Genomic DNA, 12,334 nt, shown 5'->3' with positions numbered 1-12,334 from the left:
ACAACGTCAATTAACTCCCACTGGTCGTGCAAAACTTCGAGAACGCGTTGCTGTTGAGCATTCTTTATCTCATATTGGTCGCTGGCAAACAGATAAAGCTCGTTACGTTGGTTCTCGCAAAAATCTCTTTGATCTTCGCCGTACCGCCGTTGTTCACAATCTTCATGTCCTTGCAAAACTTTTTACACGTGCTACTGAGCAGTCTCCTACTTCATCCTGATTACTGAATCGGTGTTCTAGAAAACATATCTTGCCAATCAAAGTATTTTATATGAGTTTCATACTTTTGATAGTATTGACTATTCTTTTGACAGAGTTTTTAAGAAAAATTAGTTATTACCATTTTAATTGTTAATTTGGTATTTATTCTATGACTAAATCAAAAGACCAGGAGAAAAAATATTTTCTTCAGTATCTCTCCCTGGCACCAGTTCTTGCTGTTATATCCATATCAGTTGCCTTTTCTACATGGGCAATTTTTAACTATATTTTTCCTGATCTTCTTTTCCATCCTCTACCATAAGGAGTTTTAGGTAAACACCTTCTCTAATAAATCTTTTAGATTTTGTGAGCTTCAGGTAATTTCCACCAGGGAAGTTGAGGATATTCGTGATGCTCTTTGTGGTAGCCAAAGTGATAGCAAGTAACAAAAGACCAAAAAAGAGGTAATGGGATACTGCGCGCACAATGAGGGTTAGTATAACCACCTTCTAACTTTTTATGGGGCAAAAATGTACCAAAATAAAATAGTTGTACTGAACTTAAAATAGAAGGTATCATCCAAAATATAATTAAATTATTTTCTGGTATATGCACCAGATTTTTTAGTCCATGAAAAACCATCACTAATCCGAAAATTTGCGTCCATCGCCAATAAGACTTCATAAAATGTAGATACCAAAGAAAGAAGTTTTGGGGATGACCATTGTAATAATCAGGGTCTAAATCAGTACCAGGATGACCGTGGTGCAACCAATGCTTTTTCAATAAATCTCTATAAGGGAGTAGTCCATACAGGATGAGAGTGAGCTTACCTATAAAATTATTTATTTTGGGATTTTTGGGATAAACTACCCCGTGCATGGCATCATGAGCAGTAATAAATAAACCTGTATATAAGAAGGTCTGCCAAAGCATGGCTATACCTAATAAGCTCTCATGAATAATGGATGTATCTATTGAGAGTAATAAGATTAAACTAATTGCCCATAAAATTAAGATAAAACAGGCAATAAATATACCCTTATTAATATTTTTATCATCCCTGATTGTCGATGACAATAACACCAGTTTTTCTGAATGCAGAGATGATGGTTGACACTGAACCATGCTCTTACCCCGTTATACTTTTTAATGAATTACCAGTGGAATTTTGCAAGTATTAAAGGTAATGATTTTACTTTTAACTTTGTTTAGGTTGAAGTTGAAAATCAGGGTTTTACCTACTTTTTGGCAAAATTAACACTTACCAAAAAATTATTTATTTATCTTGCATTTCCTAGTATTACACAATATTAACAATTTGTTACATTCCGAGAGTGGAAAATTTTTCTGGGAAAATTCTCTATCTGGAGTCTTATATAAAGTTTGGCTAATTGTGTTCCATCTGCTCGCTCTAGTTGGTAACGGGTAATCACTAACAGAGAATCCCACAGCTATTACAAGCATTCAAATTGTTATGAGAATTTAAAAGAGAATATTGGATTTCTCACACCCTTCAGGCTACGGGGTAAAAGCAAGTCCCATTTGACCCGAAGATGCAGTGTTCTGTATGGTAGGGGTTGACTACAGACAGTATTTATACATAAATTTTTCTGTAGTGGTACATAAATGCTCATTTAAATGAGACAAGGTTTGTTCAGCGATCGCTCTGGGTACACCTCCATAGTATGCTTGAGCGATCGCACCAGTAATACAGGCGATGGTATCGCTATCACCACCGAGGGAAACAGCGTTGCGAATTGCATCTTCAAAGTCAGAGGATTCTAAAAAGGCAATAATCGCTGGGGGGACGGAACCTGGACAGGTAGCATCATATTGGTAGCTAGGTCTTATTTGTTCTAGGGTTTGGTCTAGGTTGTAACCAAAGTTACTTTGAATGTAGGATTTAATCTCTGCTTTATCCCAGCCTGTCCTAGCGAGGAAGATGGCGGATGCTGTGGCTTGTGCGCCTTTGATCCCTTCTGGGTGGTTATGGGTAACTTCGGCGCTACCTTTAGCTTGTTGCAAGACAGTGTTTAAATCTGGAAAGGCAAAAGCAATAGGACTGACGCGCATGGCTGCACCATTACCAAAACTATTGTATGGTTGGGTGCTGTTAGATTTAGCCCAGTTACTAAAGTTCCGTCCATAGCCGGCATATAGGTAGCGACGATAGTACCACTTGAATTGGTCAATGTATTTACTGCTTTGAGGAAATTGATCAGTGTTGAGGATCACATCTGCTACCGCCACAGTTAGCACCGTATCATCAGTGAAGCGACTCTGCCTGCTAAACAAGGGAAAATCTTTCGTTTTGATACTGTTTCCCTCATAAACTGAACCAATGATGTCACCTGCGATCGCACCCAACATATTATCTTTCACTTAGTAATCTTAGGCTGGTTTTTTAGGTGCAATATAGACTGCCTGGTTAACTCACCTAAGTAATTCCTCAGAATTACTTTATCACCATCTTTATCTTTTTGCTTTTCTTGGTTGAGCTTTCATGGTCGGATTCATCCACATTTCTAAACGGCTGAGAACTTGAGAAGCTAAAAGTGTTAAACATAAATAAATTATGGCAACAGCTGCATAAATCTCAAAAGCACGATAGTTGTCTGCAACAATCAATTGCCCTTTGCGGAATAACTCTTCAAATCCAATTACAGCAACTAAGCTTGTATCTTTTAACAAACTGATAAACTCATTACCCAAAGGTGGTAACATTCGCCGGAAGGCTTGAGGGAAAATCACCAGGCGCATTGTCAACCAAGGATTTAAACCTAATGATTTAGCCGCTTCTGTTTGTCCAGTTTCTATTGATTGAATACCAGCGCGGACAATTTCGGCGATGTAGGCGGCTGCATTTACACTTAAGGCAATAACTCCCGCTACCCAACGGTCAAAGTTAAACGTAAAGCCAAGTTGTTGAGCAAGTGCGGGTATGCCAAAGTAAATCATAAAAATTTGTACTAGTAGAGGTGTTCCTCGGAAAAAATCTACATAAGCTCTGGCTAATAAACGTGCAGGGGTAAATCGGGAAAGACGAATCAGGGCAATTAAAGTACCACATATTAAACCCAATACCGTAGACAAAATTGTCAGTTGTATCGTGACTAATGCACCTTGTAATAAAGTCGGGAGAAACTGTAAAATCAGGTTGATTGAGCCAGATTTATGAGTATTATTTTGATTTTCATAGAGTGATTTATCTGGTAATGATGGGGGTTCTACTTTGAACCATTTTTGGTAAATTTGGGAATATACACCATTTGCTAGTACCCGATTTAACCCATCGTTAATTAGTGCTAAATAAGGTGAATTTTGGGCTGTAGCGATACCATAATATTCTTCTGTTAGCAATCTTTCGACAACTTTTATTCCTTGTAAATTGCCTGTGTTAATAGCATATAAAGTTACAGGCGCATCATTGATGACTGCATCTACATTGTTATTAAGTAATTCTTGTAGGGCGAGGGGTGCAGAATCAAAGCTACGAATTTGCGCCCCTGGAATACTTTTGGCTTTTTCCGCGCCGGTTGTGCCAATCTGCACGGCGATTTTTTTATTTTTGAGACTGTCAAAACCTGTAATATCTTCATTGCTGGAGCGAATAGCGATCGCTAACCCTGCTTTAAAATAAGGACGAGAGAACGCAACGGTTTTTGCGCGTTCGGCGGTGATGGTGATGGAACTAATCGCCACGTCTACGGTTTTGCTTTGCAATGCGGGGATAATCCCGTCAAAAGGCAGACTTTGGAAATTTACTTTCAAATTAGCAGCAGAGGCGATCGCATTCATCAAATCTATAGAAAAACCCTGTAAATTTCCCCCTTGTCCTGTAAACTCAAAAGGTGGAAAGGCTGGTTCTGTCGCCACACGTAGAGTTTTTCCCTGACTTAAATTGCCACCACAACCAGTAAGGAACAAACAAATTAAGCTCAACACCAGACACCAACGTCCAAAAACCCACTTACTCATCCAACTTCTCCCCTGTTATAACAATGGTGATTATCAGATATTTTGATGAGATATGTCAGTTAACAGAAATTGGTGTTGGGAATTGGCAGCATCAGGAAATGGCCCGGATTGGCAGTGTGTGGTAGAAGTGACACCGGATAGCATACCGCAACTTGAGGCTGGAATTTCTCAATTATCCCTACCATCATTTACATACATTCCGGTGCATGACCATTACTCTTATCACCTGTTTGTAAATGAATCTCATGCCGAAGCATTTAAGGCGAATTTAGAAGGGAAAAACCCGGTAAATGTCTGGATTTACCACTCCATAGAAATTCATCGCCATATCATCAAGATGGAGTGTGGATATGGTGGCTACCCAGACAGCGTTTACCACAGCATAGAAACAGCTTTTTTACTGGATTTGTGTAGCAACCCAAATATTGCGATCGCACAATGGCATCTATACGCTGGTGGTATGGGTTATGATTACATCACAGTGAAAGCTGGTAAAAATTCTGCGGAACTCCAGCAGTACATAGTTGGTTAAAGATATTCGCGCAAAAAATCAAAGGGATCATCTTCCCAGCAAGGTTCGGGTATCATCAACTGCAAATTAAAGTTGATATCAGCTTCCAGTTCATCTATATCATCTCTATCAAACATTTCTAATAAAGCCTTCCAGTCACGTTCCTTCAGAGAAGTAAATACTGGAGCGTAAATCTGTGGATTGATTGGATAATTCACAAACAAAATCTGAGTTGAAGGGTGCAAAGAATAGGTTTGAAGACTGGTAAGCATTCATATTCTAGCTTGAACCAGGATATTCTCATATATGCAAATTTTCGTAGTAGATTGCACCTATTACATGATGAAGCAATCAACAGTTAACTGTCAACTATCAACTAATACTAAACCAAACACTTCTGCAAAAGCCTGGACAACATGAACTCGTACTTCCTCACAAGTAATTCCTGGTATCCATTGGGCTAAACTACCAACGGGCTTATCAGTAATGCCACAAGGGACGATTCGGCTAAAGCCTGTCATATCAGGACAGACATTTAACGCGAAACCGTGCATGGTAACCCAACGACTAACTTTAATGCCGATGGCTGCAACTTTCCTCCCTTCTAACCAAACCCCAGTTAAAGATGGCAGGCGATCGCCTTTTAAGTCGTAAACTGCTAGTACACGGATGATAACTTCTTCTAATTGTCGCAAGTACCAGTGCAAGTCTTGGCGATGGCGGCGCAGATTTAAAATCGGATACCCCACCAATTGACCTGGACAGTGGTAAGTAACTTCTCCACCCCGTTCAATTCGATGTATCTCAAACTCACTTTGATTGGGGTCAAATTTGAGAAATTCTAGACTACTGCCTTGCCCCAAAGTGTAGACTGGTGGATGTTCCAGCAATATCAGTACATCCTCTAGATTAGGGTAATCGATGCGTTGGTGCAAGAGCGATCGCTGCCATGCGTGAGCTGCCAAATATGGCATTAATCCTTTGTTATATAACAAACAATTGTTCTCTGGGGGTTTATTACTACGGATCATGCCAAAAATCAACAGGTTTTACAACTAAATATATTTCAACTCACAGCTTCTGAGTCAACAATTGTCAAGCTTTGCAAAGGATTTTAAAGGAACATCAAGGGAATCAGCCATCGCAAATACAAAGTGCTAGTTTGAATATATAACCACATCAGGTGTTGGGAGGAATTCTCTACAATAAGCATCATGCCAAGTTCAAAAGAACAAATACACTGGCTGATGAATCTAAAACGAGTGATTTGCATCTACAGCAGTTGTGTAATCCATCATCAAGAGAGCAAACTTCTTTTAACAAACCAAAAGTAACTACTATCAAGTTATGTAAAGTTTGTTTTGATGAAGCAGGAAGTCAAAACAGCCATTGCTTATAATACCTTATTTGAGAAAGATATGTGCTTATCCAATTGTCTAGCGAACAATTGGTAACTCAGAAATCAGGTAAAAGATGCAGAAAACTTTAGAACAAGCTAGCCGTATATAAGAAAGTTCACATTTGGTATTGGTGCAATAAATAGAACTTACCGCAGTCTCTTTTCATACAAAAACACCATCACATCAAATATTGTGCTATTGAGCGGGAGAGTTTACATGAAGCTTGTCATCCACGGCAAAAATATAGAAATTACCGATGCGATTCGAGAATATGTGCATCAGAAAATTGAAAAGGCGGTTAATCACTTTCAGAACATCACCAATGAAGTGGATGTCCATTTAAGCGTGGCGCGCAATCCCCGGATTAATACCAGGCAAGCGGCTGAAGTTACCATCTATGCAAATGGTAGCGTCATCCGTGCGGAGGAAAGCAGCGAAAATTTATACGCAAGCATTGATCTAGTAGCAGACAAGATTTCCCGACAACTGCGTAAATATAAAGAAAGAAAACAAGATCAGAAAACTCAAGCTCAACCAACTACCGTAACCATCGTACCAGAAACAGTAGTTGCAGATTTAATCGGCGATCGCACTCCCGAACTCCCCGAAGAAGTCGTCCGCACCAAATATTTTTCCATGCCCCCCATGACCGTTACCGAAGCCTTAGAGCAGTTGCAACTAGTGGGGCATGACTTTTATATGTTCCATAACGCCGAAACAGGAGAAATCAACGTTATTTATGAACGCAACCACGGCGGCTATGGTGTGATTCAACCCCGAAATAATAACGGACATACCAACGGTAAAAATGGCAAAGCTCATCATGTCGTAATGCCGGAAAAGTCTCATAGTAGGTAAGGGACTGGGGACTGGGAGAGCAGGGGAGCAGGGGAAGCAGGGGAGGCAGGTGGTAAATTTCATCACCGATACCCAATCCCCAATCCCCAATCCCCAATCCCCAATCCCCTATTTACTCGCCAACTGTTGCAGAGTTTTCAACGCTTCCTCGACGTGTCCTTGGAAGTTGAACATGGAATCAAAAACGTATTTGATAACTCCCTGTTGGTCGATGACGTAAGTAACGCGACCGGGAAACAAACCAAAAGCGGCTGTTGCGCCGTATAGTTTACGTACTTGGTCGCCTTTGTCGCTCAACAAAGTAAAAGGTAAATTGTATTTAGAAGCAAATTTTTGGTGAGATTCGTTAGAGTCACCACTGACACCAATAATTTCCGCCCCAGCAGTTTGAAAAACTTCATAGCGATCGCGAAAAGCACAAGATTCTGCCGTACATCCTGGTGTATCATCTTTAGGATAAAAGTACAGCACCACAGCCTTTTTACCCCGAAAATCACTCAGGCTCACAGATGAGCCATTTTGTGCAGGTAAAGTAAAATCAGGCGCAGAGTCTCCAACTTTAACTGGCATATAAAATTAATAAACTATACATTTCTTTATATTCTAGGGCTATTTGTGAAAGCGATCGCGCCAGCGCTGACAAGTCAGTTCACCTTTCCTAAATAGGCTTTTGAGTGGGTACACCAACAGCACGAGGAAAATTAGCTGGTGTTTTAGCTACCTTCCGTAAATAAAGACAGTGGCGAACGCTGTTAGTTAAGGGGGTAGTAAAGTTGTCTATCAATTCAACTGTGCCACCTAACTGCTGCACTGCATTTTCCACAGATGCAGTTTCTTCTTCCGTCCAAGTACCGCGATAAATTACAGCCAAACCACCTAACTTTAGTAAAGGTAAAGTATATTCTGCACAAGCCGAAGCAGTGCCAACCGCACGAATCAAAGCAACATCATATTGTTCTCTATGCTGTGGTTGTTGACCAATTTCCTCCGCCCTACTAACCAGAGTTTTGGCATTAGTCAGGCCCAGTTCCTTCAAGATTGATTCGATAAAAGTAATCTTTTTGCGCGTTGAATCCACCAGCGTAATAGTAGAATTAGGCGCAATAATTGCCACGGGAACACCAGGAAACCCAGCACCAGTGCCAATATCAATCACAGATGCACCCACTTGAAGAGACGAGATTAATTGTTGCTGTGGTGCAACTCCTCGCAGTGAATCCCAAAGATGTTTTTCCCAAAACTCCTGCGGTTCAGTGATGCGAGTTAAATTTAACTGGCGATTACCTTCTAGAATTAACTCATAAAGCTGCTGAAATCGCGCCTGTTGAGAGTCTGTTGGTTGCCAATTGAGAGTTTGCTGCCAAATTTCAGCCATTTCTGGCAATAAGTTCGTCATTAGTCAGTTGTCAATGGTCAATAGTTAATAGTCAATGGTCAATGGTCAATAGTCAACACGTCTCTTTTCCCCCAGTCCCCAGTCCTGAAAATTTCGCTGATTTTTTTACATTTTGTGGCATAAATTTAGTGAATGCGGGCGATATGTATACAGCAGCATTGATCACTGGGGATTGAACTATGACTAACACTACCAACCAGCTAGATGATTTCGCCATCACGCTACCAATTACTCAAGCAGCTCGCATTGCTGCCCAACAGTTCGCCAACAAACAGCCTAATTCCCAAAAAGCCGAACAAGTTAGGCTGAATACTTTGGCTGTGTTAGTGGTGAATGATTATTTGCAAATGATGGAAGTTCCGACTAATTTGACAGCTAGTGACAGTTGGAACCCATTAATGCAGCTATGTGGAAATGTAGCTGATTTAGAAGTTCTCTCAGTTGGTCGTTTAGAGTGCCGTCCTGTTCAGCTGCATGAGCAAGTATGTTCTGTTCCCCCAGAAACTTGGGAAGAAAGAATTGGTTATGTGATTGTACAAGTTGATGAAATTAATACAGAAGCTAAATTACTAGGTTTTACTAAAAAAGTTAATCAAGAAACATTACCCCTAAATCAACTGCAACCTATAGAAGCATTGATCGATCGCCTAGAACAACTAAAAACGTCTCCTGTGGATGCTTTGGTTAATTTGAGTCAGTGGTTGGTTGGGCAATTTGAATCTGGTTGGCAAACAGTAGAAACTTTGTGGAACTCACTGGAAGCTAGACCTGCTTATGGCTTTCGTAGTCCTGTAAGCACTCCAGATACAGCTTTTAATCAAGCAGAAGCCGTTACCAGACGGGCAAAACTCATTGACTTGGGGATCAAAATAGTTGACCAACCAGTGATGTTGATTGTGGAAATTGCACCTGAAGCTAACAGACAAACCGGTGTCCGTCTGCAATTACACTCCACAGGTAATCAAATACATCTACCGACAGGAGTAAAACTCAGAGTAATAGACACCACAGGCGCAGTATTTCTAGAAGCTCAAGCCAGGAGTGCTGACAACTACCTACAACTGCAATTTCGCGGGGAAATTCAGGAACAGTTCAGCGTTCAGGTCGCATTAGATGATATGAGTATTACAGAGAGCTTTGTAATTTAAGGCAACCAGATTTTTACTATGTAGTTGGTAATAGGTAAATACCAATAAGTAACTAAATTATTTATATGTAGGAACTTCAGGTAAACTGGGCTGGAATTGCTGATTTGTCAAAAATTGAGTAAATCAGAACTCCAGTGGTTGGGAATCGGAGCAAAGCGACGGTCATGGCAAAGTTAGTAGTACTGAAATTTGGAGATGGTAGTTTTGAGCAGGGGTTTACCGTAACTCTTCAGATTGGTGAAGAAAGCGATCGCCCATCGACGGAAATCACAGGTAAACTTCCACTATGTCCCGAAATATTACTTTACTACTCTCGCTGGCAGTCAAGCTATCTACAGCTTGGTAATGGTTATCGTCTAGATGCTGATAAAATTCAAGTCACAAATGTGTCGGTAACTCAAGATTGCCATGAGTTAGCCTTAATTGTCCGCGCTCGCTTTAATACTTGGCTGCAATCACAAGAATTTCGACCCTTACGGGAAAAATGGCTGGAGAAATTACAGCCCACCGATGAAATCCGAGTAATTTTACAATCAGAAAATAGCCACTTACAAAGATTGCCTTGGCATATCTGGGATTTACTGGAACGCTATCCCAAGGCAGAAATCGCTCTCTCTTCACCAAGCTATGAGCTAATTCATAAACGCAGAACTTCCAGTCCAACTGTGAATATTTTGGCAATTGTTGGGAATAGTCAGGGAATTGATACCCAAGCAGACCAAGCAATGCTGCAAAATTGTCCCAATGCGGACGTTAGCTTTTTGGTAGAACCACAACGCAAAGAATTAACAGATTATTTGTGGGGAAAAAGCTGGGATATTTTATTTTTCGCTGGACACAGTTCTAGTCAAGGAGATGATGGGATTGGGCGAATCTACCTCAATCAAACTGATAGCCTCAGCATTGGTGAATTAAAATATGCCCTGAAACAAGCGATAGAAAGGGGTTTACAACTAGCAATTTTCAACTCTTGTGATGGGTTGGGACTGGCGAAAGAACTAGCTGATTTAAACATTCCCCAGATCATTGTCATGCGCGAACCTGTCCCCGACCAGGTAGCCCAAGAATTTTTGAAATATTTTCTCCTCAGCTTTGCTAATGGTGAATCTTTATACCAAGCAGTCCGGCACGCACGGGAACGATTGCAAGGATTAGAAGATAGATTTCCCTGTGCAACTTGGCTACCAGTAATTTGTCAAAATCCTGCTCAAAAGCCACTCACATGGGAGGAACTCACAGAACCACCAACTCAACCAATATTTAATGATGTCCCGTCAGCCTCCAAAAAACGCGGATTCAAGAGGACTGTATTTTCGAGTTTGTTAGTGACCGCCGCAGTTTATGGATTAAGGTTTTTGGGCGCTTTACAAACTGGAGAACTGCAAGCATTTGATCAGATGATGCGATCGCGTCCCGACGAAGGCCCCGATCCCCGGATATTAATCGTCACCATTGACGATGAAGATTTAGCCTATCAGCGACGTAACAACGAGTACCTGAAAGGAACTTCCATATCAGAGAAATCACTTAATTTACTCCTAGCAAAAATCTCCCAGTATCAACCAAAAGCTATTGGCTTGGATATTTATCGTGATTTCCATGCTGAACAACCAGAGTTAGTCTCTCGACTACGACAAACTGAGAATTTAATTGGTATATGCAAGGGAAGTGACACCAGCGAAAATATCAAAGGCATTGAATCACCACCAGAAATTCCCCAAGAACGCCTGGGATTTAGTGACTTTGTTCACGATGATGATGGTGTAGTACGGCGACATCTCCTGTTTATGAGTCAAGAAACTGCCTCGTTATGTTCTGCGTCCTATGCTTTCAGTTCTCAATTGGCATTTCGCTATCTATCGTCCTTAGGCATTCAACCAAAATTTACCTCTGGAGAAGTCACCAAAAATTTAAAGTTGGGTGATACCGTACTGCATCGCCTTTCATCTCGCATGGGAGCCTATCAAAATATTGATGCCAATGGTGGTCAAATATTACTCAACTATCGTGCTTCCAAGAAAATCGCCGAACAGGTGACACTTACCCAGCTTTTATCTAGTCCTATCAATCCCAACGCCATTAAAGACCGGATTATACTCATTGGTGTGGTAGCCAGAGGCGACTTCCCCGACTATTGGGCTACACCATACGGCCATCTTTTAGATGAGCAAATGCCCGGAGTTATGGTACAAGCTCATATGGTGAGCCAAATTATTAGTGCTGTTTTAGATGGACGCTCTTTGTTGAGGGTTTGGCTACCTGGGTTAGAAATAATCTGGATTGGAGTTTGGGCTGGATTGGGAGGATTCCTAGCTTGGCAATGGCGTTTGCTTCCTCATCTAGCATTAGCAGTTGGTATTAGTTCTAGCGTTTTGTATTTATTATGTCTGAGTCTGCTAATTTGGGGCTTTTGGGTTCCCTTTGTCCCATCAGCTTTATCCCTGGTATCAACTGTTACTGTAGTTACAATTCAAAATTCCAAGTTTCTCAAGGAAGAGGGGGGGTAGGGAGCAGGGGAGCAGGGGAGCAGGGGAGCAGGGGGCAGGGAGTAGGGGAGCAGGGGAAGCAAAGAATACTAATGAGTAATGACCAATGACAACTGACTATTGACTATTGACTATTGACTAATTTGGTTTTACATACTATGTCTACTTTAAAACCGATCCAACTATTATTGGCCTTAACTTTTGGCTACACCAGTTTATTAGGCGCAAATTCTGGGGTATTAGGACTTACGCATTGACAAAAAATTTCATTCATGTGTACTAAGCAACACAAGTATGGGTAAGATTTTCTACAATGTAATCACGCAAAACTAAAGTGAATAAGTTCCTTTGCA

The 12,334-nt window shown here is 40.9% G+C and carries 12 protein-coding genes and 1 pseudogene; 6 read left to right on the top strand and 7 right to left on the bottom strand.

Annotated features, from left to right (window positions below; genetic code table 11):
- Together H6G14_RS31300 and H6G14_RS31295 are read left to right on the top strand one after the other, a co-directional pair.
- A pseudogene (locus tag H6G14_RS31300) lies at positions 1-220 on the top strand (hypothetical protein); the annotation flags it as partial.
- Between the two features lie 150 nt (positions 221-370).
- Positions 371-523 (top strand): PsaJ protein, encoded by a 153-nt coding sequence (locus tag H6G14_RS31295; RefSeq protein ID WP_190572646.1) that lies wholly within the window; start codon positions 371-373, stop codon positions 521-523.
- A gap of 35 nt (positions 524-558) precedes the next feature.
- On the opposite strand, the gene crtW is transcribed toward H6G14_RS31295, so the two are convergent.
- The 3 genes from crtW to H6G14_RS31280 all read right to left on the bottom strand — a co-directional run bounded on the left by crtW (position 559) and on the right by H6G14_RS31280 (position 4,182).
- Positions 559-1,329, bottom strand: coding sequence for a beta-carotene ketolase CrtW (gene crtW / locus H6G14_RS31290; protein WP_190572644.1), 771 nt, complete (start codon positions 1,327-1,329; stop codon positions 559-561).
- A gap of 456 nt (positions 1,330-1,785) precedes the next feature.
- Positions 1,786-2,574: an ADP-ribosylglycohydrolase family protein gene (locus H6G14_RS31285; protein ID WP_190572651.1), complete on the bottom strand. Its 789-nt coding sequence runs from the start codon at positions 2,572-2,574 to the stop codon at positions 1,786-1,788.
- A 102-nt stretch (positions 2,575-2,676) separates the two neighbouring features.
- A complete protein-coding gene (locus H6G14_RS31280) occupies positions 2,677-4,182 on the bottom strand; it encodes an ABC transporter permease subunit (RefSeq protein WP_190572642.1) in 1,506 nt (501 codons plus the stop codon).
- Positions 4,183-4,234: 52 nt separating this feature from the next.
- On the opposite strand from H6G14_RS31280, the gene H6G14_RS31275 reads away from it, so the two are divergent.
- Positions 4,235-4,714, top strand: a complete 480-nt coding sequence (locus tag H6G14_RS31275) for a hypothetical protein (protein ID WP_242054212.1) — start codon at positions 4,235-4,237, stop codon at positions 4,712-4,714.
- Here H6G14_RS31275 and H6G14_RS31270 read toward each other — a convergent pair.
- Together H6G14_RS31270 and lipB are read right to left on the bottom strand one after the other, a co-directional pair.
- The gene (locus H6G14_RS31270) at positions 4,711-4,911 is read right to left on the bottom strand and encodes a hypothetical protein (RefSeq protein WP_338421246.1); all 201 of its coding nucleotides are present in this window, start codon (positions 4,909-4,911) and stop codon (positions 4,711-4,713) included. The two genes, H6G14_RS31275 and H6G14_RS31270, sit on opposite strands and share 4 nt — an antisense overlap.
- 147 nt (positions 4,912-5,058) lie before the next feature.
- Positions 5,059-5,724, bottom strand: a complete 666-nt coding sequence (lipB, locus tag H6G14_RS31265; protein WP_190572638.1) for a lipoyl(octanoyl) transferase LipB — start codon at positions 5,722-5,724, stop codon at positions 5,059-5,061.
- 585 nt (positions 5,725-6,309) lie between these two features.
- Here lipB and hpf point away from each other — a divergent pair.
- The gene (gene hpf, locus H6G14_RS31260; RefSeq protein WP_190572636.1) at positions 6,310-6,951 is read left to right on the top strand and encodes a ribosome hibernation-promoting factor, HPF/YfiA family; all 642 of its coding nucleotides are present in this window, start codon (positions 6,310-6,312) and stop codon (positions 6,949-6,951) included.
- 108 nt (positions 6,952-7,059) lie between these two features.
- On the opposite strand, the gene H6G14_RS31255 is transcribed toward hpf, so the two are convergent.
- Positions 7,060-7,521, bottom strand: a complete 462-nt coding sequence (locus H6G14_RS31255) for a peroxiredoxin (protein WP_190572635.1) — start codon at positions 7,519-7,521, stop codon at positions 7,060-7,062.
- 88 nt (positions 7,522-7,609) lie between these two features.
- On the bottom strand, positions 7,610-8,347 hold the full coding sequence (gene rsmG / locus H6G14_RS31250; RefSeq protein WP_190572633.1) for a 16S rRNA (guanine(527)-N(7))-methyltransferase RsmG: 738 nt from the start codon (positions 8,345-8,347) through the stop codon (positions 7,610-7,612).
- 179 nt (positions 8,348-8,526) lie between these two features.
- Between rsmG and H6G14_RS31245 the strand changes: the two genes are divergently transcribed.
- Positions 8,527-9,495 carry a DUF1822 family protein gene (locus tag H6G14_RS31245; RefSeq protein ID WP_190572631.1) on the top strand — a complete coding sequence of 323 codons (969 nt, stop codon included), beginning with the start codon at positions 8,527-8,529 and terminating at the stop codon, positions 9,493-9,495.
- A 164-nt stretch (positions 9,496-9,659) separates the two neighbouring features.
- On the top strand, positions 9,660-12,002 hold the full coding sequence (locus H6G14_RS31240) for a CHASE2 domain-containing protein (protein WP_190572629.1): 2,343 nt from the start codon (positions 9,660-9,662) through the stop codon (positions 12,000-12,002).
- Positions 12,003-12,334: the final 332 nt, after the last annotated feature.

Origin of the sequence: Nostoc parmelioides FACHB-3921, assembly GCF_014696625.1 — a bacterium.
In the GTDB taxonomy this organism is placed as follows: domain Bacteria; phylum Cyanobacteriota; class Cyanobacteriia; order Cyanobacteriales; family Nostocaceae; genus Trichormus; species Trichormus parmelioides.
This window is presented reverse-complemented; position numbering and strand designations above follow the sequence as displayed.

Excerpts from the sequence above, each read along its gene's own strand:
- H6G14_RS31280 (WP_190572642.1), bottom strand. The coding sequence starts at position 4,182 with ATGAGTAAGTGGGTTTTTGGACGTTGGTGTCTGGTGTTGAGCTTAATT.
- H6G14_RS31255 (WP_190572635.1), bottom strand. The coding sequence starts at position 7,521 with ATGCCAGTTAAAGTTGGAGACTCTGCGCCTGATTTTACTTTACCTGCA.
- H6G14_RS31275 (WP_242054212.1), top strand. The coding sequence starts at position 4,235 with ATGTCAGTTAACAGAAATTGGTGTTGGGAATTGGCAGCATCAGGAAAT.
- H6G14_RS31295 (WP_190572646.1), top strand. The coding sequence starts at position 371 with ATGACTAAATCAAAAGACCAGGAGAAAAAATATTTTCTTCAGTATCTC.
- crtW (WP_190572644.1), bottom strand. The coding sequence starts at position 1,329 with ATGGTTCAGTGTCAACCATCATCTCTGCATTCAGAAAAACTGGTGTTA.
- H6G14_RS31240 (WP_190572629.1), top strand. The coding sequence starts at position 9,660 with ATGGCAAAGTTAGTAGTACTGAAATTTGGAGATGGTAGTTTTGAGCAG.
- lipB (WP_190572638.1), bottom strand. The coding sequence starts at position 5,724 with ATGATCCGTAGTAATAAACCCCCAGAGAACAATTGTTTGTTATATAAC.
- rsmG (WP_190572633.1), bottom strand. The coding sequence starts at position 8,347 with ATGACGAACTTATTGCCAGAAATGGCTGAAATTTGGCAGCAAACTCTC.
- H6G14_RS31285 (WP_190572651.1), bottom strand. The coding sequence starts at position 2,574 with ATGTTGGGTGCGATCGCAGGTGACATCATTGGTTCAGTTTATGAGGGA.
- H6G14_RS31245 (WP_190572631.1), top strand. The coding sequence starts at position 8,527 with ATGACTAACACTACCAACCAGCTAGATGATTTCGCCATCACGCTACCA.
- hpf (WP_190572636.1), top strand. The coding sequence starts at position 6,310 with ATGAAGCTTGTCATCCACGGCAAAAATATAGAAATTACCGATGCGATT.